General features: G+C 63.1%; 19 protein-coding genes. 12 read left to right on the top strand and 7 right to left on the bottom strand.

Features of this window, described 5'->3' with window-relative positions; genetic code table 11:
* The first annotated feature begins 27 nt into the window (after window positions 1–27).
* Window positions 28–3825, top strand: coding sequence for an RHS repeat domain-containing protein (locus tag L6D64_RS13690; protein WP_176507648.1), 3798 nt, complete (start codon window positions 28–30; stop codon window positions 3823–3825).
* A 48-nt stretch (window positions 3826–3873) separates the two neighbouring features.
* Here L6D64_RS13690 and L6D64_RS13685 read toward each other — a convergent pair whose 3' ends face one another.
* The 6 genes from L6D64_RS13685 to L6D64_RS13660 all read right to left on the bottom strand — a co-directional run bounded on the left by L6D64_RS13685 (window position 3874) and on the right by L6D64_RS13660 (window position 12069).
* Entirely contained in the window at window positions 3874–4971 is a 1098-nt protein-coding gene (locus L6D64_RS13685) for a fimbrial protein (RefSeq protein ID WP_176507647.1), read from the bottom strand.
* A gap of 51 nt (window positions 4972–5022) precedes the next feature.
* On the bottom strand, window positions 5023–7518 hold the full coding sequence (locus tag L6D64_RS13680) for a fimbria/pilus outer membrane usher protein (protein ID WP_176507646.1): 2496 nt from the start codon (window positions 7516–7518) through the stop codon (window positions 5023–5025).
* A gap of 33 nt (window positions 7519–7551) precedes the next feature.
* Entirely contained in the window at window positions 7552–8331 is a 780-nt protein-coding gene (locus tag L6D64_RS13675; RefSeq protein ID WP_176507645.1) for a fimbrial biogenesis chaperone, read from the bottom strand.
* Between the two features lie 53 nt (window positions 8332–8384).
* Entirely contained in the window at window positions 8385–8927 is a 543-nt protein-coding gene (locus L6D64_RS13670; RefSeq protein ID WP_176507644.1) for a fimbrial protein, read from the bottom strand.
* A gap of 215 nt (window positions 8928–9142) precedes the next feature.
* The gene (locus tag L6D64_RS13665; RefSeq protein ID WP_176507643.1) at window positions 9143–9553 is read right to left on the bottom strand and encodes a PA2817 family protein; all 411 of its coding nucleotides are present in this window, start codon (window positions 9551–9553) and stop codon (window positions 9143–9145) included.
* A 68-nt stretch (window positions 9554–9621) separates the two neighbouring features.
* Window positions 9622–12069, bottom strand: coding sequence for an acyl-CoA dehydrogenase (locus tag L6D64_RS13660; protein WP_176507642.1), 2448 nt, complete (start codon window positions 12067–12069; stop codon window positions 9622–9624).
* Window positions 12070–12236: 167 nt separating this feature from the next.
* Between L6D64_RS13660 and L6D64_RS13655 the strand changes: the two genes are divergently transcribed.
* The 3 genes from L6D64_RS13655 (at window position 12237) to L6D64_RS13645 (ending at window position 14713) form a co-directional block, all read left to right on the top strand.
* Window positions 12237–12860: a glutathione S-transferase gene (locus L6D64_RS13655; protein WP_176507641.1), complete on the top strand. Its 624-nt coding sequence runs from the start codon at window positions 12237–12239 to the stop codon at window positions 12858–12860.
* Window positions 12861–13004: 144 nt separating this feature from the next.
* Window positions 13005–13937, top strand: coding sequence for an ABC transporter ATP-binding protein (locus tag L6D64_RS13650; protein ID WP_176507640.1), 933 nt, complete (start codon window positions 13005–13007; stop codon window positions 13935–13937).
* The gene (locus tag L6D64_RS13645) at window positions 13934–14713 is read left to right on the top strand and encodes an ABC transporter permease (protein WP_176507639.1); all 780 of its coding nucleotides are present in this window, start codon (window positions 13934–13936) and stop codon (window positions 14711–14713) included. Before L6D64_RS13650 ends, L6D64_RS13645 begins: the two co-directional genes overlap by 4 nt.
* Here L6D64_RS13645 and L6D64_RS13640 read toward each other — a convergent pair.
* Complete coding sequence (locus tag L6D64_RS13640) at window positions 14597–15223, bottom strand: DUF2062 domain-containing protein (protein WP_176507638.1); 627 nt, start codon at window positions 15221–15223, stop codon at window positions 14597–14599. The genes L6D64_RS13645 and L6D64_RS13640 overlap by 117 nt on opposite strands.
* Before the next feature lie 142 nt (window positions 15224–15365).
* Here L6D64_RS13640 and L6D64_RS13635 point away from each other — a divergent pair, with 142 nt between their 5' ends.
* Genes L6D64_RS13635 through murB form a run of 8 tightly spaced genes read left to right on the top strand, consistent with a single transcriptional unit; the run spans window position 15366 to window position 22225 of the window.
* On the top strand, window positions 15366–17633 hold the full coding sequence (locus L6D64_RS13635) for a DNA internalization-related competence protein ComEC/Rec2 (protein ID WP_176507637.1): 2268 nt from the start codon (window positions 15366–15368) through the stop codon (window positions 17631–17633).
* Between the two features lie 54 nt (window positions 17634–17687).
* On the top strand, window positions 17688–18323 hold the full coding sequence (locus L6D64_RS13630; RefSeq protein ID WP_016391244.1) for a MotA/TolQ/ExbB proton channel family protein: 636 nt from the start codon (window positions 17688–17690) through the stop codon (window positions 18321–18323).
* Window positions 18320–18754 carry an ExbD/TolR family protein gene (locus L6D64_RS13625; RefSeq protein WP_176507636.1) on the top strand — a complete coding sequence of 145 codons (435 nt, stop codon included), beginning with the start codon at window positions 18320–18322 and terminating at the stop codon, window positions 18752–18754. The genes L6D64_RS13630 and L6D64_RS13625 overlap by 4 nt, the downstream gene beginning before the upstream one ends.
* Complete coding sequence (gene lpxK, locus L6D64_RS13620; protein WP_176507635.1) at window positions 18754–19755, top strand: tetraacyldisaccharide 4'-kinase; 1002 nt, start codon at window positions 18754–18756, stop codon at window positions 19753–19755. Before L6D64_RS13625 ends, lpxK begins: the two co-directional genes overlap by 1 nt.
* A gap of 43 nt (window positions 19756–19798) precedes the next feature.
* Window positions 19799–19984: a Trm112 family protein gene (locus L6D64_RS13615; protein ID WP_003247142.1), complete on the top strand. Its 186-nt coding sequence runs from the start codon at window positions 19799–19801 to the stop codon at window positions 19982–19984.
* Window positions 19981–20745, top strand: a complete 765-nt coding sequence (kdsB, locus tag L6D64_RS13610) for a 3-deoxy-manno-octulosonate cytidylyltransferase (protein WP_176507634.1) — start codon at window positions 19981–19983, stop codon at window positions 20743–20745. The genes L6D64_RS13615 and kdsB overlap by 4 nt, the downstream gene beginning before the upstream one ends.
* Window positions 20745–21209, top strand: a complete 465-nt coding sequence (locus tag L6D64_RS13605) for a low molecular weight protein-tyrosine-phosphatase (RefSeq protein ID WP_176507633.1) — start codon at window positions 20745–20747, stop codon at window positions 21207–21209. The genes kdsB and L6D64_RS13605 overlap by 1 nt, the downstream gene beginning before the upstream one ends.
* Complete coding sequence (gene murB, locus L6D64_RS13600) at window positions 21206–22225, top strand: UDP-N-acetylmuramate dehydrogenase (protein ID WP_176507632.1); 1020 nt, start codon at window positions 21206–21208, stop codon at window positions 22223–22225. The genes L6D64_RS13605 and murB overlap by 4 nt, the downstream gene beginning before the upstream one ends.
* Window positions 22226–22323: the final 98 nt, after the last annotated feature.

Below are 22323 nucleotides of genomic sequence, written 5' to 3'. Positions count from 1 at the left end.
TGTTTGATCTACGCAAGGAGCTGAAAGATGAGTGCCTCGACATCGGTACATTCCAATGCCTTCAATTTTTCGTCCTATATTCAAACCGGTGTTGACCCGCGCACCGGGCAATACACTGTCTCGATCCGGTTACCGGAACTGAAAGGCAATGACCTGCAAGGCCCAGGCTTCGAGCTGGGGCTGTTCTACAGCCCCCTGAACATCGAAGATTCCGGGTTCGGTAAAGGCTGGAACCTGCAACTGACACAAGTGCGCAAGCGCATCGTGACCTTGAGCAGTGGTGAAACCTACCAGTTCCACAACTCGTCCGAGCCCGGAACGCGGCTGACCATGGACGAACAGAAGCTCAGGCACTTCGATCTCTATCGTGACCTGCCCGGGCCTGGCGACGCCGAACGTTATCGGGTGGAGCACCGCTCCGGGCTGGTCGAGATACTGCAAGTGATGGGCTCGGGGGAGGGCGAGGTGGCGCTGCCCGTGGAGCTGCACTCACCGCTTGGGCACGTGCTTTACCTGCACTACCTGCCGTTCGGCAACGGCCACATGTTGTTGAACCAAGTATGGGATGAACATGACTGGCTGCTGGATCTAAAGCGCATTGACGACAGCCGTGTCGAGATTCGCTGCCACCCCTTCGCAGGGGATGACGGTGGCCAGCTGGCCCGCTATGAGATGACCTTGAGCGAGAGCGACCACCGTGTCAGTGAAATCATCCTGCCCACCGGCAACCGGGCCCGCTGGCGCTTCAGCTATAAAGAGGTGCTGGGGTACCTGTGCCTGAGTGAATCGAGAACACCTTATGGCGGGCTCGAGCGTGTGTACTATGAAGATGGCGGGCACGAATTTCCAATTGCCGCCGGGCGTGGAAACCTGCCGCGGGTGAGCCGCCATGAAACGGACGCGCGCTTCGGCCAGGCGGGCAAAGTGGTGCTTTATAAGTACCCTGGCCCGTTCAACTTCCTCGGCGGTGGTGAACCCATTGAATGGTCTGACGATGGGCTGGACAACCTTTATAAGGTGGCAGAGGGCTACACCTACCAGTCGATCGAGATCCACCAAGTGCAAGGGCAAGATGTGCGCTGGATCACGCGTACGTTCAACCGCTTCCATCTGCTTCTTGAGCAAGCCACCGCCCAGGGTGACAAGCTGTTGCAATCCATCACCCGTTACGCTGACAAGCCTGGCACGTTCAAGGATCAGGACGCCTTTTTCCAGCTGCCCCATGAAGAAACCCAGCGTTGGTCGCTGATCAGCAACCCGAGCCGGCAACGCGAAGAGCGGCAGGTCAGCCAATACGACAGCCACGGCAACGTGCTGAGCCGGCTGTTACCGACCGGGGTACTGGAAACCAATGTCTGGTACACGGCTGCCGAGGAGGGAGATGAACAGGGCTTCGTACGCAACCTGAAGACCCGGACCGTGAAGCCGGCTGCCGGCCAGGGGGCGGCGCCCACACTGATCCAGGAATATCAGTACTGCGAGCTGGCGCCTTTGGGCAGCGCCCTGAAGCAAGCCTGGCGCTTGCTGGAAAGCGAGACCCTGAGCGAAGCAGGGAGCCCGCCCGGTATGTTCCTGGAGCGAATCAGCAGGCTTTACCATGAAGCGCCGGCCGAGCGCTTCAGCTATGGGCGGATCAGCAGGCAGACCGTGAGTTACCCCGGCGATGGGGGCACGGTTCTCGACACGGTCACCCACTACGACTACAGCGTGCTGGAAGACGAGCGCGCGCTGCAGACCGTGGAGAAGCTTGTGGGCTGTGACGATGAGCACAAGACCATTACCTTGCAGCATTCGCTGGAAACCGGTGAGCCACTGCTCAACCGCGACGACAACGATGCCGAAATCCGCTATCAGTACGATGCCTTGCGCCGTGTGACACGTGAAACCGTGGCACACGGCAAACCGTTCATGGCGGAGCGAACCTACAAATACTTCCTCTGCGCCTATGACAATGAACAGGCCCAGCAGTGGGCGTATGACGTCAAGCAAATCGAGACCCACACGTGCTTCGATGGCGCCAATCGGCCCATTTTCGAAGAGCGCGAGGACAAGGACAGCAAGACCTTCGCCGGTGCGTCACGGCCGATCTATCGGGCGCTGTACGACGAACTGGACCAGCTGATCGAGGAAACCGAAATCGACTGGCTGGGCGATTGCCTGCTGGAACTGACCCGCCACATCCGCTACGACGACTGGGGCCAGCAGTATTCGGTGCTGAACCCGGATGGCACGACCGACGTCGAGCAAATCGACCAGGTGGCCAGTAAAGGCGGGCCGGTGCATCGCACCTGGCGTGAACTGAGCCGCACCAGGATCAGCGGCATCACCGAAACCTGGAACAACCTGTTCGAGAAGCCGACCCGGATCGAGCGTTTTGCCCTGGATGGCAAGACCAGCGTCAGCGTGCATACCAGTGAATACGACGGACTCGGCAGGCTCAGCCGCGACACGCAAGGAAGCGGGGTAGGCCAGCGTATCGAGGAGTACCGATACGACGCCTTCGACCGCGTGCTCGAGCATCGCCTGGGGGATCGTGTCAGCACGGTGTATCGCACCTATGCCGGGCACAGCCGCAACGACCTGCCAGTCAAGATCAAGGTCGGTAACACTGAAGCGACCGCCAAACTGCTGGGCGAGCAGGCCTTCGATGGTCTCGAGCGGCGAGTCAGTGCTACCACCGGAGGTCGGGTCCAGACATTCGAGTATGACCAAGGTGAGCGGCAACCGCATTGGGTGGTCGCGCCAGACGGCACGCGGATCGAGTACTTCTATGAGCCAGCGCTGGGAGAGGAGCCGGTCAGACGGGTCCTTGCCGGGAAGACGGCACGCTACGATTTCGACCCCAAGAACGCCAGGCCGACGCATTGCGAAGAGCCCGGGGATGACGAGAATACGTCCTATAGCGTGGACCGCAGCTATTTTCTCAGCAATGGCGAGGTCAAGCGCGAGTTGCGTACCGTGGGTGGCGAGCCGTTCACCATGATCTACGACTACAGTTTCCGCAGTCGCCTGCGCGCCTATATGGATGTGCTGGGCCAGACCCAACTCTATGATTACGACCGTTTCGGGCGTCTGGAAAGGACTGCTCTTTACGCGCCGCAGCCCGACGCGGCGCGCTTGCGGTTACGGCGTGCGCCAGCCGAGGAACTGTTGCTGCTGGAGACGGCCTTCGCCTATGACCATCACGGGCGCATGGCCTCGTTCATTACCACGGATGTCAGCACCGGGCAGACCTTGGCGACGCTGCTCGAATACGACGAATTCGACCGGGAGATCCTGCGCACCTTTGATTTTGGTGACACCTTGCAAACCCTGGAGCAGGACTACGACGAGTTCGATTGCCTGAAATACCGGATCCTCAAAGAGCGCACCAAGGGCAGTGACGAAGGTGAAGCCAGGCTGCTGCGCCATGAGACCTACCTGTACGACCGGCGCGGCCGGCTGCAGGTTTATACCTGCGATGGCCCTGAAGCACCTGTCGATCCGTCCGGGCAAGTCATTGCCAGGCAGACATTCGGTTTCGACGGGATAGACAACATCATCTCGGTGATCACCCAGAGCCCAGGCGGGACACCGCAGCGGACCTTGTACGAGTTCAACAATCCCGAAGACCCGGCACAGTTGAGCAAGATCGTCCCGCCTGCTTCGCAACCGGCCATCGACCTCCGGTATGACCGCAATGGCAACCTGATCCAGGACGAACAGGGCCGGGTGCTGGTGTATGACGCGCTCAACCGCCTGCGCAGGGTCGACACGCCCACAGGCGAACACTGCCGCTACGACTTCGACCCGGAGAACATACTGTCCGGTACCACACCCGTCTGAGGGGCATGCCATGCGCCAAGGCCGGCCTGATGGCCGGCCTTGGCGTGCCTAGCGGTAGCGAATGGTGAAGTTCAGCGCCCCTTTGGCCGAGCCGGCCCGCACGGCGCTGCTCGGCTCGGTCTGGAAGAAGCGCGCCTTGAAGTTCAAAGTTACGTTGCCGCGGGTCACGGGCACCAGGTCGAGCTCCTGGTTCAGGGGCATCGGATCGCCGTTGTAAAGCATCTGGATACCCATGCCACGGGCTTCGGAGTCGTGAGTCAGGCTGAACACGTTTTCACCCGGAGGGCCGACCGGACCAGAGCCATTGCTGCCATCGAGCTCGATGGTGGCAAGGGTCTGGTTATCCTCGTCAGGGTCTACCTGGCAGTTGTTCAGGCGGATCTGGAAGTCGGTTGGCAGGGTGGTATAGCCGAGATGGGTGAAGTCGCTGGTGTTCCAATGGCCAAGGTCCACCGGGTTGGCGCTGACCGCATCGGCCTGCACCTCGCACTGGGTCTGGATGATGGTTGCCCTGACAGAAAACTCCTGGACCTTGCCGAACCCCTTCCAGCCCAGGTGGCCGGTAACCAGCGGGCCATCCAGCTGATGCACGCCCGGCGTCAGCTCGCCGGTCTTGACCAGGGTGAGCCTGTGACGAAACGAGCCTATCGCGACCGGACTCAGCCGGGTCTGCTCGTAGTAGGACGTGAAGGGGACCATTGGCGGGTAGCTGTCGGGGATGAACTGATCGGCGCCGCCAAGAAACGGGGCCAGCATCTCTACGATCGCGCCGACCCCCGGGATGTTGGTCTTGAGAATGGGGGCACGGTGAAATTGCCCGTCAACCGCCTGCACGTGAGTATGGATGCCGTGTACGGCCTTGTGTTCGAAATTGATGCGCTCGCCGTAGGTCGAGCAGGTCAGGACGAGATTGTTCTGGTCGGCGGTGGGGTCGGGCGAGCCTGGTGTGCCGATCGTCGTGCCGATTCGCGCATCGCGTGGCACATACAGTGTGCCCATTTCGCGAACATGGACCTTGAGGTAACCACTGCGCAGCTCCTGGAACTCACAGTAGTTTTCATCGTTAGTCATGGCCATGGCGTGTGCCGCAGGCAATGTCAGGGTGGCCAGCAGAGCCTGGCACAGGGTCTTGTTGATGGTTTTCATGGGGGTCCTGAGGCGCGCAGCCGCGGGCACGGCTGTCGCGCGAGCGGGTTGCTAGAGACAGGTCAGGGTTTGCAGGCGATAGCCGTCGACGATGGGTGCATCAGCTGCATCCAGGTGCAGTTCGCAGCGGGTGTCAGGCTGGTCGCCCCAGCGCACGTGCAACGGCTGCGCATGGCTTGGCGTGGTGAGCATTACCAGGCCGGCCTGGCCTACCATGCCGAGAGGGTCGCCATCTTCGCCGCGTACCTGGGCTCCGAAGGGCAGCGGCTTGCCGTGGGCATCGTGCAGGGTCAGCACCAGACGTGAAACGTGACGAGCCTCGAAGCGGTGCTTGATGATCGCACCTCGGCGTGGCACCACCTGGGCGACCCCGTTGTCGATTTCCACCTGTGGGTCAAGGCGGTCGGTTTCCAGTACCACCGCATTGTTCCGGTAGGGCTGCAGGTAAGGCAGCAGTGCATAGCCGCGCGCATTGGTGCGAGTTCCGGTTGCGTTCTGCAGCCCGACATCGGCCACGCCGGGGACTTCGATCAACGCAGCGGTGTCCCCCAGGTAGCGGCCGAATTCCAGCCCGTCGGCATGCAACAGCACGGCGCCACTGGCATTCAGTGACAGGCTGCGATAGTCGTCGGCTTCGGTGTAACCCGCACCCAGGCTGGCATAGGGCGCCTGATGGCCGAGCGACAGCGCGGCGGTCTGGCGCGCGTGCTCGTCGCGGCTCAGGCTGGTGCTGTAGCTTAGCGCACGCTCGTGGTCACTGCCGTTGAGCGTGGCGCGCTGGCTGTAGCCCCTGGCGTTGTGCTGAAGGTCAAAGCTGGCATTGGCAGAGCGACCGAAATGCAAGGGCATCGTCACGCTCAGGCCGAACTGACGATCACTGCCATAGCGGTCGGTCAACGACTGTGAGGCGAACAGGTTGTAGCCAACGCCCCGATGATGGGTGTTGAAATTGAACTGGTATTGCCGTTGGGTCGCACTGCGCTGCCAGTAGTCCTGCTGCGACAGGGTCAACGTCAGCGAGCTGGCCTTGCCCAGATTCTGGTGCACCGACGCCTCCAGGCGGCTGCGACGGCTGCCGTTGTACTTCGCGTCGTGGTTGCGCTGGCGCACGGCTTCATCGAAGTCGCGGTAGCCTTGCGTTGAGTAGCGGTAGCCGGCAAAGCGCAAGTTGGTCTGGGTGGTGAAGGCCTTGGCATACTTCAGCGCATAGCTGGAACCCTGCACTTCGCGTTCATGGGCATTATCGATTGCGCTGTAGGCCTGGGTCACATCGAAGGCCACGGCACCCAGGCTGCCCAGGTCCTTGCTCAGCCCCAGGTTGCCTGCGCGGTAGAATTCGCTGGCCATCAGGCCGCCGTAAAGCGTGGTGTTCCAGTGCGAGCCCATGGCCAGCGTGCCCTGCCAGAGCAGGGGGGTATCGAAATCACTGGAAGGGTTGTACTGCCCGAGCGTGGCGCTGTAACGCCAGACACCTGGGCGCAGCAGGTTGCTGATGGTCGAGTAGGGCTGGCTGAAGCGGCGTACCTGACCATCGGCCTCGGTCAGGACGATTTCCAGTTCGCCGCTACCTGCCGTGCTGAGGTCGTCGATGGCATAGGGGCCGGCACTCACGTACGTCGAGTAGATCGGATAACCATTCTGCCAGACTTCGACTTTCGCCCGGCTCTGCGCAACACCGCGAATGATCGGGGCGTAGCCGCGCTGGTTGTCGGCCAGCATGCCCATGTCCGAGGCCACGCGCACGCCAGTGATCGGTACCGAGCGGAACACGTCACCTTCGGTGAAGGTCTCGCCAATCGTCAGGTTGGCGCGGGTGCCCGGGATATCGCGCTGGGCGTAGGCCTGTGCCCGGGTCCATTCGGTCTCGCCCTGGCTGCCCTGGCGCCACGACTGGCTGCTGCGCAGGCGCCAGTCGCCCAGGTTGATGCCGCTGTTCAGGTACAGGTCATTACTGGTGTAACGGCCAGAATAGCGATTGTGGCCCTGCAGTGTGGAGGCCTGATAGTTGACGAATGCGGCATTGATACCGCTGTCCCAGCGTGAAGGGTCGACCTGGCCGATGCTGTCCCGGCGCATGGCGATCTGTGGAATCGAGAGGGCCAAGTGCAACTCCCCCGGGGTGAAGACAATCTGCGCACCTGGGACCACTGCCGGCAAATCCAGGCAGGTTGCGGCCTGGTCATCCGGGTTGGCCAATGCGTCCAGGCGCAGCCCCCATTCGCCAAGCAGTGCGGCGGGGAGGCACGGCAGCAGTGCTTCGTCCGGACCAGGCTGGAAGTCCAGTTCGTGTTGGCCGACAGGCTCGAGGTTGACCTGTACGCTTACCCGGTAGCGGCCAGGCGCGAGTGCCTGATCGCTGGTCAACAGGCTCAGGGACCAGGCGTTGGTTTCTTCGGTCTGGCCAGGTACCTGGCGCAGGAACCCGCTCTGAAATACTGGGTCGGCTTGTGTGCCGGGCATTGCGAGCAATGACGAGCTGCCCAGCAGGCACAGCAAGGCGCTGCGCTGCCTGCGCGACGTGCGCCAGCGTAGTGAGGAGGGGATCATGATGACGATTCCTGGATGCGTGCGGGGCAGGCCCTAGTTGGCCGGTTGGACAGGCGCGCTCAGCGGGTCGGTGTAGCCACCGTAGTCATTGATGACGGAAAAATGCGCTTGCAGGCCAGCAGTTCGAGCGATGCCGGGCAGTGGATACAGTCGTTCACTGAACGGCGCCAGCATGGCGGTATTCTTCAGCGTGTGTTGCTGCCCTTGGCCATCCACTTTCAGGCGAATGAAGGTGATGTGGAACGGCGAAGGGTTGTTGACCAGCAACTGTTTCACCCCGTCACGTTCAGTCACGGAAAACGTCAGCGACTTCAGGTGGTCTGTAGGCTTGCCCTTGAGCTTTGCCGGCCGATAAAACAGTTTGACGCGTGTGCGCATGGCAATGTTGAGTTGGTTGCTGGTCTCGGTGGTGGCTTGCGGAATCTCCTGCAGATTGAAGAAAAACAGCGACTCGCGGTCGTGTGGCAATGTATTGGGCAGTCCATTGATTTGCAGAAGTTGTTCACCGCTCGGATTGATCTTGAACAGGGGCGGGGACGTAGCAAAGGGTACGCTGGTCGTATTGTCGTCAGCCTCGGTGTTTATCCAGGTCTGTACGGCATAGGTATTTTTTGACGGATTTCTTATGACCACGGATGAACTGCGTTTGTCGCCGTTGAAAACGATGCGGGTACTGTTCAATGTCAAGGCAGCATGGCTGGTTAGCGAAACGGTGAGCATCGATAAACTCAGGCAGGCGCAGGCGACGACACGAACGGGTATCGTGAGAATGAACTGTTTGATCATCGGGTGACTCGCTGCATCCAGACGCATGATTACGCCTGGATGGTCTGGCTCGTGCCAGAAGGCACAGAATTAAAGGGTTATCAACGATAGTCGACGGTATAGCTAACTTTCGCCGATGCAGGGCCGTGAGTTACGTCGGTTGCGGTGGAGCGGTAATAGGCGTCGAACCGAAGGTCGGTTGGGCCTGTAGCGTTGAGTGGGTAATCAACCGAGGTTTCACCGGGTTTGATTGAGGCCGTGGTGCGGTCCCTGATGACGATCGAGACGTTTTTTGCCGCGTCTGCAACGGGGTCAACCCTGAAATAATCGCCACTGATGTCTGCATCACCATCAAACTTCACGAAGGCGTTGTCCTTGTCGATGGCGCAGGTCGCTTTATCGGGTATGCGGATATCAAAGGAAGCACCGCGGACTTCAATGTTGGGGCCGGTGAACCGCCCCACGGGAATGTCGCCCATAGAGACGCGGTCATTCGCACCACCGTCGCCAGGGTTGACGACTTCGATAGGGCAAGTTTCAGGTGTGATACTGCCTTCAAGGAATATCGAGCCGGTTTTAGCGAACGCAGTATTGCCTGCCAGGCCAGTAAGCAGGCCGAGCGATAGAACTAAGGACTTCTTCATGACATAACCTGATTGAATGGGTTAGTTAGATTTCAGAGCGAGGTGTGAATTGGGTGTTTCCAATTATTGCCTCGGTGCTGATTCTAATTGTCATGAGTATGATCAGGCTGTAGGAATAAGTGAGTTAGTTGTGTGACTTTTCGCTTTGTTGCCTACTCTGACGGTGTGAAACTGCATGGGCGCTCTGGTATGACCAGAGCGCCTATGCAATCAGATCAGTGAGTATTGCCAGGAGCGCTGTGGCTCAGCAGTTGCTTTTCGAGATTCCAGTCAAATGGTTCGCCTGCCTGTTCGGCCTCAAAGCGACGCTCTTCAAGCTGCTGGTAAAGCGCCAGCTCTTCGTCCGGCATGAAGTGCAGGCAGTCGCCAGCGAAGAACCACAACAGGTCACGTGGCACCAGGTGGGCAATTTGCGGGTAGCGCTGGATCACCTGACAGATCAGGTCCTGGCCCAGGTACTGGCTTTCCAGCGGGTCCTGCGGCAACAGCGTCAGCAGTTCGTCGAAGCGTTCGAGGAACAGGGCGTGGCTTTCTTCCGGCACCTGTTCTGCTTCACCCAATGCGACCAGGATGGTGCGCAGGTGCTGGAGCAGTTGCAGGTGATATTCCAGGTAGGGGTTGGCCATGGAATGGGTCCTCGGTATGGCTGAAACGGGGGGCGGAGTATACGCCGCCCCCCGGTGCTCGCGAAGGGTCAGCGTACCTTGCCGGGCTCGGCGAGCAATTGCGCCTTGTCGAAGGCATCGACATCGATCACCCTGCGCCGCGCCTGTTCGGCAGCGTGCAGCCGCTGGCCTTCACCGGGTTGCAGCACGCCGGCCTCGACGGCGGCATCGATGCCGGCCTGGCCGGGGCCTGGCTGGACTTTGCCTTCCTTGATGGCCTGATGCAGTGCCTTGCGCAGCGGCGCCGTGTCGTCGAGCAGGTCGCTGGCCCGTTGCAGGGCTGCGACCGGGTCGTTTTCTGCCTGCGGGCGGTAGCAGCCGGCCAGCAACTCTTCCAGCGCCGGGTCGCCCTTGCGTCGCCCGATCAGCTCGGCCACCTCGGCATCCAGTTCATCACTGGGGCCGGTATGGCGACGGCCAAAGGGGAACACCAGCAGCCGCAGTGCGCAGCCGACGAAGCGGTTGGGGAAGTTGTCGAGCAGGCGGTCCAGTGCACGCTCCGCCTGGCCCAGGCTTTCTTCCATGGCCCAGCGCAACAGCGGCTGCAGGTACTCGGGCGAACCCTGGTCGTGATAACGCTTGAGCGCGGCGCTGGCCAGGTACAGGTGGCTCAGCACATCGCCGAGGCGGGCACTGAGGCGTTCGCGGCGCTTGAGCGCCCCGCCCAGCAGCATCATCGACAGGTCGGCCATCATCGCGAATGCCGCCGCCTGGCGGTTGAGGGCTCGGAAGTAGCCCTGGCTCAGGGCATCGCCCGGCACCCGCTCCAGACGACCCAGCCCAAGGCCGTAGACCAGGGTGCTGGCCGCATTGCCGGCGGCGAACATGATGTGCTTCATCAGCAGGTCATCGAACTCGACCAGCGCCTGGTCGCGGTCCTCGCGGGCGGCCAGGGCCATTTCCCGGAGGACGAACGGGTGGCAGCGGATCGCGCCCTGGCCGAAGATCATCAGGTTGCGCGAGAGGATGTTGGCGCCCTCGACGGTGATAAAGATCGGCGCGCCCTGCCAGTTGCGTCCCAGGTAGTTGTTCGGGCCCATGATGATGCCCTTGCCGCCATGCACGTCCATGGCGTGCTGGATGCATTCGCGGCCGCGCTCGGTGAGGTGGTACTTGAGGATCGCCGACAGCACCGAGGGTTTTTCGCCCAGGTCTACGGCCTTGGCGGTGAGCAGGCGGGCGCTGTCCATCAACCAGGCGTTGCCGCCGATGCGCGCCAGTGATTCCTGGATGCCCTCGAAGGCTGCCAGCGGCACGTTGAACTGCTCGCGGATGCTGGCGTACTGGCCGGTGACCAGGCTGGTGTACTTGGCGGCACCGGTGCCCACGGCGGGCAGCGAGATCGAGCGGCCGACCGAGAGGCAGTTCATCAGCATCATCCAGCCCTTGCCGAGCATGGCCTGGCCGCCGATCAGGCAGTCGAGCGGCACAAACACGTCCTTGCCGCTGTTGGGGCCGTTCATGAAGGCGGCGCCCAGGGGCAGGTGGCGCTTGCCGATCTCCACGCCAGGTGTGTCGGTGGGGATCAGTGCCAGGCTGATGCCCAGTTCTTCTTCTTCGCCCAGCAGATGGTCCGGGTCGTAGGCCTTGAATGCCAGGCCCAGCAAGGTGGCGACCGGGCCCAGGGTGATGTAGCGCTTCTCCCAGTTCAGGCGCAGGCCGATGACCTCTTCGCCCTTCCACTGGCCCTTGCAGATCACGCCAGTGTCGGGCATGGCACCGGCGTCGGAGCCGGCCAGGGGGCCGGTGAGGGCGAAGCAGGGGATTTCCTCGCCACGTGCCAGGCGGGGCAGGTAGTGGTTGCGTTGTTCATCGGTGCCGTAATGCAGCAGCAATTCGGCGGGGCCAAGGGAATTGGGCACCATCACCGTGGAGGCCAGGTCACCGCTGCGGGTTGCCAGTTTCATCGCCACCTGTGAGTGGGCGTAGGCGGAGAAGCCTTTGCCGCCGTACTCCTTGGGGATGATCAGGGCGAAGAAGCCATTCTGCTTGATATGCGCCCAGGCTTCGGGCGGCAGGTCGAGGTCCTGGCCGATCTGCCAGTCGCTGACCATGGCGCATAGCGCTTCTGTCGGGCCATCGATGAAGGCCTGTTCTTCTTCGCTGAGTTTCGGTGCCGGGTACGCGAGCAAGGTGCGCCAGTCGGGACGACCGCTGAACAGTTCGCCATCCCACCACACGGTGCCGGCATCGATGGCTTCGCGCTCGGTCTGCGACATCGGCGGCAGGGTGCGCTGGAACCATTTGAACACCGGGCCGCTGAACACCTTGCGGCGCCACTCCGGCAACGCCACCAGGGCGATCTTCAGCGCCAGCACGATCCAGATCAGGGTCAGCAGCCAGCCAGGGGCGTTGCTGAAGAGGCCCATCAGCAGCACGTAGGCCGCCATGATGCCGAGAATCTGCAAGGGCGCCAGGCGCCGGTGCGTGAGGTACGCCGCGCCGATCACCAGCACTACCAACCACAACAGCAACATAATCGGTCCTCCTTGGAACCAGGGGGGGCTTGAGCCGTCCCAGACAGCTTAGACGCAACACTGTGAACGGCAGGTTCAGAACAGTGACAGGGTGTGGCGGCGGTAGTTTCAGCGCATCGTTTGCCTGGAGTAGACTGTCCCACCTCTGCATTCATAAGGACGTTGCCATGCTGAAGATCTGGGGCCGCAAGAACTCGAGCAATGTGCGCAAGGCGCTGTGGATCGCCCACGAACTGGGCCTGGATTTCGAGTCGATCGACGCCGGCGGCGCCTTCGGCGTGGTCAACGAGCCGCATTACCGCGCCCGCAACCCCAACGGCCTGGTGCCAATGCTCGAGGACGGCGACCTGACCCTGTGGGAGTCCAACACCATCGTCCGCTACTTGTGCGCCGAGTATGGCGCGGAGCAAGGCTGGTATCTGCAGGACCCTCGCCAGCGCGCCCTGGCCGACAAGTGGATGGACTGGACCACCTCGTCCTTCGCCGCGCCGTTCCGCCCGCTGTTCTGGGGCCTGCTGCGCACCCCGGAAGACCAGCGCGACTGGGTGGCAATCAACGCCGCACACAAGCAATGCGCCCAGTTACTGGCCATTGCAGACGAGACCCTGGCCAAACAGCCGTACCTGTCCGGTGACCAGATCGGCATGGGCGACATCCCACTGGGTAGCTTCGTCTACGCCTGGTTCGAAATGCCCATCGAACGCCCGGCGATGCGCCACCTGGAAGCCTGGTATGCGCGCCTCAAGGCCCGCCCGGCTTATCAGGCCGCCGTGATGACCGCGCTGACCTGATCGAACACCACGGCTGTTTCGATAGTCACTATCAATACACATGACTGTACATGTGCGACCTGGCCTTGCACCATGGCCGCACTCACTGCGCCAGTGATCTGCCCTGGCGTGTCCTGCACCTTTTTCTTCGGTAAGTGACCCGCTATGAGTTCCGCCCTGTCCATCCGACAGCTGACCAAGACCTACGGCAACGGCTTCCAGGCCCTCAAGGGCATCGACCTGGACGTCGCCGAAGGCGATTTCTTTGCCTTGCTCGGCCCCAATGGGGCCGGCAAGTCCACCACCATCGGCATCCTCTCGACCCTGGTCAACAAGACCAGCGGCACGGTCAACGTGTTCGGCCACGACCTGGACCGCGAGCCTTCGGCGCTCAAGCGCTGCCTGGGCGTGGTGCCGCAGGAGTTCAACTTCAACCAGTTCGAGAAGTGCTTCGACATCGTCGTGACCCAGGCGGGCTACTACGGCATCCCGGCGAAAATCGCCAAGGAACGCGCCGAGCAGTACCTGACCCAGCTGGGCCTGTGGGACAAGCGTGACGTGCCGTCGCGTTCGCTGTCCGGCGGCATGAAGCGCCGTCTGATGATCGCCCGTGCGCTGATCCACGAGCCGCGCCTGTTGATCCTCGACGAGCCGACCGCGGGCGTGGACATCGAGCTGCGCCGCTCGATGTGGAGCTTCCTCACCGAGCTCAACCAGAAAGGCATCACCATCATCCTCACCACCCATTACCTGGAAGAGGCCGAGCAGCTGTGCCGGAACATCGGCATCATCGACCACGGCACCATCGTCGAGAACACCAGCATGCGCCAGCTGCTGGGCAAGCTGCATGTCGAGACCTTCGTCCTCGACCTCAAGCAGGACCTGGCAACGGCGCCTGTGCTGCAGGGCTACCCGTGCCGGCTGCTGACCCCGCACACCCTGGAAGTGCAGGTGGAAAAAGACAGTGGCATCACCGCGCTGTTCGGCCAGCTGGCGCTGCAGAACATCGAAGTGCAGAGCCTGCGCAACAAGACCAACCGACTCGAGGAGCTGTTCGTGTCCCTGGTGGAAAAAAACCTGTCGAAGGTGGCCGTATGAGTGTGGAGCTGCGCACCAACTGGGTCGCCCTGCAGACCATCGTCTATCGCGAAGTGCGGCGCTTCCTGCGCATCTGGCCGCAGACCCTGCTGCCGCCGGCGATCACCATGGTCTTATACTTCGTCATCTTCGGTAACCTGATCGGCCGGCAGATCGGCGACATGGGCGGCTTCACCTACATGCAATACATCGTGCCAGGCCTGATCATGATGTCGGTGATCACCAACTCCTACGGCAACGTGGTGTCGAGCTTCTTCGGCAGCAAGTTCCAGCGCTCGATCGAAGAGCTGATGGTGTCGCCGGTGTCGCCGCACACCATCCTGGTCGGCTACGTGCTGGGTGGCGTGCTGCGGGGGCTGGCGGTCGGAGTGATCGTGACCATCCTGTCGCTGTTCTTCACCGACCTGCAGGTGCATCACCTGGGCGTGACGGTGATCGTGGTGCTGCTGACCGCGACCATCTTCTCGTTGCTGGGCTTCGTCAACGCGGTGTTCGCACGCAACTTCGACGATATCTCGATCATCCCGACCTTCGTGCTGACGCCGCTGACCTACCTGGGCGGGGTGTTCTACTCGATCAACCTGCTGCCGCCGTTCTGGCAGACCGTGTCGCTGGCCAACCCGGTGCTGCACATGGTCAACTCGTTCCGCTACGGCATCCTAGGGGTGTCGGACATCAGTATTGGCACGGCGATCACCTTCATGCTGGTGGCCACTGCGGTGCTCTACGTGCTGTGTGTGCGCCTGCTGGTCAGCGGCCGCGGCATGCGCGCCTGACACCCGTTGCTTGCGCCGGCGCCACTGCCGGCCAATCCACCAACGCCAGTACAGCAGGGTGGCGAAGTAGGCGACCACGCCGAGCACCACCCCGCACACCACCGAGCCCAGCAGAAACGGCTGCCACAGCGTGGCCAGCTGGTCGGTGATCCATTCGAAGGTCAGCTCGTCGGGCAACGAGCGCGGCGGGATCTGCATCAGCCAGGCGCCGGTCATGTAGGTGACGAAGAACACCGGTGGCATGGTCAGCGGGTTGGTCAGCCAGACCAGGCTGACGGCGATCGGCAGGTTGCCGCGCACCGGAATTGCCAGCGCCGCAGCCAGCAGCATCTGCATGGGAATGGGGATCAACGCCGCGAACAGGCCCACCCCCATTGCCCGCGCCACTGAGTGGCGGTTCAGGTGCCAGAGGTTCGGGTCGTGCAGCAGCTTGCCGAAAAAGCGTAAGGACTTGTGTTCCCGAATGCTGGTCGGATCCGGCATGTAGCGTTTGAAAAGTCGGCGCGGCATGTAGGCTCCCGGAGCGTTGATTGGGGCAGTATGCCTTTATTCGCGTTCAGCCTCGTTTAGAGTTTGTGACAATTGTTGAGCGGGCCATGCCGGCTTTTCGTCTATGCCTCAGTAAGCGATTCCGCTTCTGGAGCTCTACCTCATGCGCACAGGGATGTTTGCGCTCGCGCTCGGGCTGTTGTGCCTGGGCTTTCTCCCCGCATTGCCGTCGGTCGGGTGGCTGCTATTGCTGTTGCTGGTGGGTGGCGCCTGCGCGTGCACCCGCCTGTGGCCGCTGGGCTGTTTTCTGCTGGGGCTGTGCTGGGCTTGCTGGTCGGCGCAGTTGGCGCTGGATGACCGCTTGGCCCCCGGCCTGGATGGCCGCACGTTATGGTTGCAAGGCCGTGTCGTCGGGTTGCCGACGCGCACCGCGCAGGGCGTGCGCTTCGAGCTGGAGCAGCCGCATTCGCGCCGCGCCGAACTGCCAAGGCGTCTGCAGCTGAGCTGGTTCGATGGCCCGACCATCCATGCTGGCGAACAGTGGCGCATGGCAGTCACCTTGCAGCGCCCGGCCGGGTTGCTGAACCCGCATGGCCCGGATCGCGAGGCGCAGCTGCTGGCCCGCCGTATCGGCGCCACTGGCACGGTCAAGGCGGGCCAGTTGATGCGCTCAGTGGCGCCAGGGTGGCGGGACGCACTGCGCGAGCGCCTGCTGAAGGTCGATGCCCAGGGGCAGGAGGCGGCATTGGTAGCCTTGGTGCTCGGCGACGGGGCGGGCCTGGCCCGCGAACAGTGGCAGGCGTTGCAGGCGACCGGTACGGTGCACTTGCTGGTGATTTCCGGGCAACATATCGGGTTGGTCGCGGGCTTGCTGTATGCCTTGGTTGCGGGCCTGGCGCGCTGGGGGCTCTGGCCGCAGGGGTGGCCATGGTTGCCGTGGGCGTGCGGCCTGGCACTGGCGGCGGCGTTGGGCTATGGCTGGCTGGCCGGTGCGGGCGTGCCGGTGCAGCGTGCCTGCTTGATGCTGGCGGTGGTGCTGCTGTGGCGTCTGCGCTTTCGCCAGCTGGGGGCGATGTTCCCACTGCTGCTGGCGTTGAACCTGGTATTGCTGGCCGAACCCCTGGCGGCGCTGCTCCCCGGCTTCTGGCTGTCGTTCGCGGCGGTGGCGATCCTGATCTACAGCTTTGCGGCACGGCTTGGCGGCTGGCGACCCTGGCAGGCGTGGACGCGGGCCCAGTGGGTGATCGCCGTCGGCCTGCTGCCGGTGCTGTTGGCCACGGGGTTGCCGGTCAGCCTGAGTGCGCCTGCGGCAAACCTGCTGGCGGTGCCCTGGGTCAGCCTTGCGGTATTGCCGCTGGCATTGCTCGGTACGCTGTTGTTGCCGCTGGCGGGCGTTGGTGAGGGGCTGCTGTGGGTCGCGGGTGGCTTGCTGGATATGCTGTTCCACCTGCTGGGTCTGATGGCGGAGTGGCGGCCGGCATGGATACCGCCGGCCCTGCCGCTGTGGGCCTGGTTGCTGGTGTATATCGGGGCGTTGCTGGTGCTGTTGCCTCGCGGTGTGCCGCTGCGTGGGTTGGGCGGGGTCATGCTGCTGGCCTTGTGGGTGCCGAGGGAGCCGGTGCCCCATGGGCAGGTTGAAGTCTGGCAACTGGATGTCGGCCAAGGCTTGGCGATGCTGTTACGCACGCAGCATCACACCCTGCTGTACGACGCCGGGCCGGCCAAGGGCGAGATCGATCTGGGCGAGCGGGTGGTGCTGCCAACCCTGCGCAAGCTGGGGGTGGACCACCTGGACCTGATGCTGATCAGTCACGCCCATGCCGACCATGCCGGCGGTGCTGCGGCCATCCTGCGCAGCTTGCCGGTCGAGCGGGCAATTGGCGGTGAAGCGCTGGATGACGTGCAGTTGCAGCCTTGTGCCAGTGGTGAGCAATGGACATGGGACGGCGTGTATTTTTCGCTATGGCGCTGGGTGGACGGGCAAAGCAGTAACGACCGCTCCTGCGTGCTGATGGTCGAGGCACAAGGCGAGCGGATGTTGCTGGCGGGGGATATGGAGGCCGGCGCCGAGCGGGCTTGGCTGGCGGATACCGAAACGCCCGCTATCGATTGGCTGCAGGCGCCGCACCATGGCAGCCGTACATCCTCCACCGAGGCCTTCATCCGCGCCACGGCACCGCGGGGGGTGCTGATTTCGCGGGGGCGTAACAACAGCTTCGGGCATCCGCATGCTCAGGTGGTCGAGCGGTATGGGCGGCATGGGGTATTGGTGCATGACACGGCGGTGGACGGGGCTTTGCGCTTGGTTTTGGGCGGGCAAGGTGAAGTTGAAGGTGTGCGGCGGCAGCGACGTTTCTGGCGTGATACCTGGGGGAGCGGGCAAGCCCGCGAAGAGGCCGGCCCTGCCATTTCCCTGACCTCCGGCAGATGAGCCCCTTGCGCTCCTGTGTTAGAGTGGCGGCCTTTTTCCAGAGGGGCGTTTACTGTGTGGGAATTGGTCAAGTCCGGTGGTTGGATGATGCTGCCGATCATTCTGAGTTCCATCGCCGCCATGGCTATCGTCGTCGAGCGCCTGTGGACCCTGCGCGCCAGCCGCGTTACCCCGCCGCACCTGCTGGGCCAGGTGTGGATGTGGATCAAGGACAAGCAACTCACCAGTGACAAGCTCAAGGCCCTGCGTGCCGATTCACCGCTGGGCGAGATCCTCGCGGCGGGCCTGGCCAATTCGCGCCATGGCCGCGAGATCATGAAAGAGTGCATCGAGGAAGCCGCCTCGCGCGTCATCCACGAACTCGAGCGCTACATCAGCACCCTCGGCACCATCGCCGCCATGGCGCCGCTGCTCGGCCTGCTGGGCACCGTGCTGGGCATGATCGACATTTTCAGCGCCTTCATGGGCTCGCAGATGACCGCCAATGCCGCGGTGCTGGCCGGTGGTATCTCCAAGGCCCTGGTCACCACCGCAGCCGGCCTGATGGTCGGTATCCCGGCGGTGTTCTTCCACCGCTTCCTGCTGCGCCGCATCGACGAACTGGTGGTGGGCATGGAGCAGGAGGCGATCAAGCTGGTGGAGGTGATCCAGGGCGACCGCGAAGTGGAAGTGGCCGGAGGCAAGGCGTGAAGTTCCGGCGCAATCGCCAGCGGGAGAACGTCGACATCAACCTCGCATCGCTGATCGATGTGGTGTTCGTCCTGCTGCTGTTCTTCGTGGTCACCACCACCTTCACCCGCGAGACCCAGTTGCGTGTCGAGCTGCCCGAGGCGGCGAGCGCCGAGCAGCCGCCGGCGGACCAGGGCAAGCTGGTTGAAGTGACCATCAGCGCCGATGGCGTGTATTCGGTGAACAATCACCTGCTACCCAAGAGCGACCTGGCGACCCTGACCGAGGCCATCGAGCGCGAGTCGGGGGGTGACAACAAGTTGCCGCTGGCCATCAGCGCCGATGGCAAGACCCCGCACCAGGCCGTGATCACCGCAATGGATGCCGCCGGCAAGCTCGGTTTCAGCCACCTGCGCATGACCACCGTCGAGGCTGCCCAGGGGACACCTTGATGGCGCTCGCCGACCGCTTGATCGCCGCCTGGTATGCCGGGCATCCGGCCCTGGCACTGCTGCGCCCGCTCGAAGCGCTGTACCGGCGCGTGGTGACGCGCAAGCGTGCGCGTTTTCTCCGCGGGGACAGCGCCAGTTACCGGGCGCCGGTTCCGGTCATCGTGGTGGGTAACATCACCGTGGGCGGTACCGGCAAGACGCCGATGATTCTCTGGCTGATCGAGCATTGCCGTCGCCAGGGCCTCAAGGTTGGCGTGGTCAGCCGTGGTTACGGTGCCAGGCCGCCACACTACCCATGGCGTGTGGACGCCAGCCAGCCAGCCACACAGGCCGGCGACGAACCCTTGCTGATCGTCCAGCGCACGGATGTGCCGCTGATGATCGACCCTGACCGATCTGCTGCGGTGAAGGCGCTGCTGGCCAGCGAGCCACTGGACCTGATCCTGTGTGACGATGGCATGCAGCACTACCGCCTGGCCCGTGACCTTGAACTGGTGCTGATCGATGCTGCCCGTGGCCTTGGCAATCGCCGTTGCCTGCCGGCCGGGCCGCTGCGCGAGCCTGCCGAGCGGCTGCAGGATGCCGACGCCGTACTGTTCAACGGCGCCAGTGAAGACCGCGACGAGGGGTTCGCTTTCCGCCTGCAGCCTTCCGCCCTGGTCAACCTGCGCAGCGGCGAGCGCCGTGGGCTGGATCATTTCCCGGCAGGCCAGCGCCTGCACGCGGTTGCCGGTATCGGCAACCCGCAACGTTTCTTCAATACCCTGCTGGGGCTAAACTGGCAACCGGTGCCGCATCCCTTTGCCGACCACGCGCAGTTCAGCGCCGAAAGCCTGGCATTCAGCCCGCCGCTGCCGCTGGTCATGACCGAGAAGGATGCGGTGAAATGCCGGGCCTTCGCTGGCGATGACTGGTGGTACCTGGCTGTCAAGGCACAGCCCACGCCAGCCTTTGGCGCCTGGTTCGACAGCCAGCTGCAGCGCTTGCTGCGTAAGCCCTGAGCCCTTCTTCAATTTCTGGCCATCTGGCCTCAAGGACGCTTCCATGGACACCAAACTGCTCGATATCCTGGCCTGCCCGATCACCAAGGGCCCGCTCAAGCTCAGCGCCGACAAGACCGAGCTGATCAGCAAGGGCGCGGGCCTGGCCTACCCGATCCGCGACGGCATCCCGGTGATGCTGGAAAGCGAGGCGCGCACCCTGACCGATGACGAGCGCCTGGACAAATGAGCGTGAACTTCACCGTGGTCATTCCTGCCCGGCTGCGCTCCACGCGCCTGCCAGGCAAGCCATTGCTGCCGATTGCTGGCAAGCCGATGGTGCAGCATGTCTGGGAGCAGGCGCGCAAGAGTGGCGCCAGCCGTGTGGTCATCGCCACCGATGACGCCAGCATCTTCGAAGCCTGCCAGGCCTTCGGCGCCGAAGTGCTGATGACCCGCGCCGACCATGAATCGGGCACCGACCGCCTGGCCGAAGTGGCCGAGCACCTGGGCCTTGCGGCAGAGGCCATCGTGGTCAACGTGCAGGGTGACGAGCCGCTGATCCCACCAGTGATCATCGACCAGGTGGCCGCCAACCTGGCTGCCCACCCGGAGGCGGGTATCGCCACCCTGGCCGAGCCGATCCATGAGCCGGACACGGTATTCAACCCCAATGCCGTCAAGGTGGTCAGCGACAAGAACGGCCTGGCCCTGACATTCAGCCGCGCGCCGCTGCCTTGGGCCCGTGATGCCTTTGCCAGGGATGGTAACGTGCTGCCGGAAGGCGTGCCGTATCGCCGCCATATCGGCATGTACGCCTACCGCGTCGGCTTCCTCCAGGATTTCGTCAGCTGGGGCCCGTGCTGGCTCGAGCAGACCGAGGCCCTGGAACAGTTGCGTGCGCTGTGGCATGGCGTGCGCATTCACGTCGAGGATGCTATCGAAGCGCCAGCCGTGGGCGTCGATACCCCTGAGGACCTGGAGCGCGTACGGCGCTTGCTGGAGGCCTGATGCGCATCCTGTTCGTCTGCCTCGGCAACATCTGCCGCTCGCCCACCGCCGAAGGCGTGCTGCGCCATCAGTTGCAGGTGGCCGGCCTGGCTGAGCAGGTGCATGTGGCGTCTGCCGGTACCGGCGGCTGGCATGTCGGCAAGGCACCTGACAGCCGCACCTGCAAGGCTGCGCTGGCGCGTGGTTATGACTTGTCGCAGCAACGTGCCCAGCAGGTCAAGCCGGCGCACTTCGCCGAATACGACCTGATCCTGGCCATGGATGAAAGCAACCTTGGCCACTTGCGCGCCCTGCGCCCACACGACGCCGCTGGCGAACTCGACCTGTTCCTGCGCCGCTATGGCGCGGCCCTGGACGAGGTGCCGGACCCTTACTATGGCGGTGCCGAGGGCTTCGAGCAGGTGCTCGACCTGATCGAGGCTGCGTGCCGCGAGCTGGTCGTGGAAATCAAGGGGCGGTTATGACAGCGGTCTGGCAGGAACAGGTTTCGCTGAAGCCCTACAACACCTTTGGCATCGATGTGAAAGCCCGTTATTTCACCCAGGCGCACAGCGATGAAGACGTGCGCGAGGTGCTGGCTCAGGCGCGCCAGCGCGAGCTGGCGGTGCATGTGATCGGGGGCGGGAGCAACCTGCTGCTGACCCGCGATATCGACGCAGTGGTGTTGCACATGGCCAGCCGTGGTCGGCGGGTGATGAGCGACGATGGCGAACGTGTGGTGGTCGAAGCGCAAGCGGGTGAACCCTGGCACCCGTTCGTGCAATGGTCGTTGGCCCAAGGCTACTGCGGCCTGGAAAACCTCAGCCTGATCCCCGGCACCGTGGGGGCTGCGCCGATGCAGAATGTCGGCGCCTATGGGGTCGAGATCAAGGATGTGTTCGCCGGCCTGACTGCGCTGGACCGTGAAACCGGAGAACTGCGCGATTTCAACCTGCAAGCCTGTGCTTTCGGTTACCGCGACAGCGTGTTCAAGCGCAACCCGGGGCGTTGGTTGATTCTGCGTGTACGCTTTGCCCTGCGCCATGAGCTGCAGGCCCATCTGGACTATGGCCCGGTGCGCCAGCGGCTGGCGGAGCAGGGCGTCGAACAACCGACCGCGCAGGCGATCAGTGACGCGATTTGCAGCATTCGTCGCGAGAAATTGCCGGACCCCGCCGAGCTGGGAAATGCCGGGAGCTTCTTCAAGAACCCGGTCGTGTCGGCTGAGCAGGTGGCGCGCATCCGTACCCAGTATCCGGGTGTGGTCGCTTATCCTCAGGCTGACGGCCAGGTGAAGCTGGCAGCGGGCTGGTTGATCGAACAAGCGGGCTGGAAAGGTTATCGCGAGGGAGATGCCGGGGTGCATCGGTTGCAGTCGCTGGTGCTGGTCAATTATGGCCAGGCGAGTGGTGCGCAGGTGCATGCGCTGGCGCAGCGGATCCAGGCGGATATCCTGGAGCGGTTCGGGGTGGCGTTGGAGATGGAGCCCAACCTGTACTGATCGATCTGCCGCTATTGCCCGCTTCGTGGGTAAACAGATAGCCAAGAAAAAGCCCCGCCAGTTCGCACTGGCGGGGCTTTTTCATTCAGCGTTGGCTA

The sequence above is a fragment of the Pseudomonas urethralis genome (genome assembly GCF_021602465.1).
Taxonomy (GTDB): Bacteria; Pseudomonadota; Gammaproteobacteria; order Pseudomonadales; family Pseudomonadaceae; genus Aquipseudomonas; species Aquipseudomonas vlassakiae.
This window is presented reverse-complemented; position numbering and strand designations above follow the sequence as displayed.

Excerpts from the sequence above, each read along its gene's own strand:
- L6D64_RS13690 (WP_176507648.1), top strand. The coding sequence starts at position 28 with ATGAGTGCCTCGACATCGGTACATTCCAATGCCTTCAATTTTTCGTCC.
- L6D64_RS13685 (WP_176507647.1), bottom strand. The coding sequence starts at position 4,971 with ATGAAAACCATCAACAAGACCCTGTGCCAGGCTCTGCTGGCCACCCTG.
- L6D64_RS13680 (WP_176507646.1), bottom strand. The coding sequence starts at position 7,518 with ATGATCCCCTCCTCACTACGCTGGCGCACGTCGCGCAGGCAGCGCAGC.
- L6D64_RS13675 (WP_176507645.1), bottom strand. The coding sequence starts at position 8,331 with ATGCGTCTGGATGCAGCGAGTCACCCGATGATCAAACAGTTCATTCTC.
- L6D64_RS13670 (WP_176507644.1), bottom strand. The coding sequence starts at position 8,927 with ATGAAGAAGTCCTTAGTTCTATCGCTCGGCCTGCTTACTGGCCTGGCA.
- L6D64_RS13665 (WP_176507643.1), bottom strand. The coding sequence starts at position 9,553 with ATGGCCAACCCCTACCTGGAATATCACCTGCAACTGCTCCAGCACCTG.
- L6D64_RS13660 (WP_176507642.1), bottom strand. The coding sequence starts at position 12,069 with ATGTTGCTGTTGTGGTTGGTAGTGCTGGTGATCGGCGCGGCGTACCTC.
- L6D64_RS13655 (WP_176507641.1), top strand. The coding sequence starts at position 12,237 with ATGCTGAAGATCTGGGGCCGCAAGAACTCGAGCAATGTGCGCAAGGCG.
- L6D64_RS13650 (WP_176507640.1), top strand. The coding sequence starts at position 13,005 with ATGAGTTCCGCCCTGTCCATCCGACAGCTGACCAAGACCTACGGCAAC.
- L6D64_RS13645 (WP_176507639.1), top strand. The coding sequence starts at position 13,934 with ATGAGTGTGGAGCTGCGCACCAACTGGGTCGCCCTGCAGACCATCGTC.
- L6D64_RS13640 (WP_176507638.1), bottom strand. The coding sequence starts at position 15,223 with ATGCCGCGCCGACTTTTCAAACGCTACATGCCGGATCCGACCAGCATT.
- L6D64_RS13635 (WP_176507637.1), top strand. The coding sequence starts at position 15,366 with ATGCGCACAGGGATGTTTGCGCTCGCGCTCGGGCTGTTGTGCCTGGGC.
- lpxK (WP_176507635.1), top strand. The coding sequence starts at position 18,754 with ATGGCGCTCGCCGACCGCTTGATCGCCGCCTGGTATGCCGGGCATCCG.
- L6D64_RS13615 (WP_003247142.1), top strand. The coding sequence starts at position 19,799 with ATGGACACCAAACTGCTCGATATCCTGGCCTGCCCGATCACCAAGGGC.
- kdsB (WP_176507634.1), top strand. The coding sequence starts at position 19,981 with ATGAGCGTGAACTTCACCGTGGTCATTCCTGCCCGGCTGCGCTCCACG.
- L6D64_RS13605 (WP_176507633.1), top strand. The coding sequence starts at position 20,745 with ATGCGCATCCTGTTCGTCTGCCTCGGCAACATCTGCCGCTCGCCCACC.
- murB (WP_176507632.1), top strand. The coding sequence starts at position 21,206 with ATGACAGCGGTCTGGCAGGAACAGGTTTCGCTGAAGCCCTACAACACC.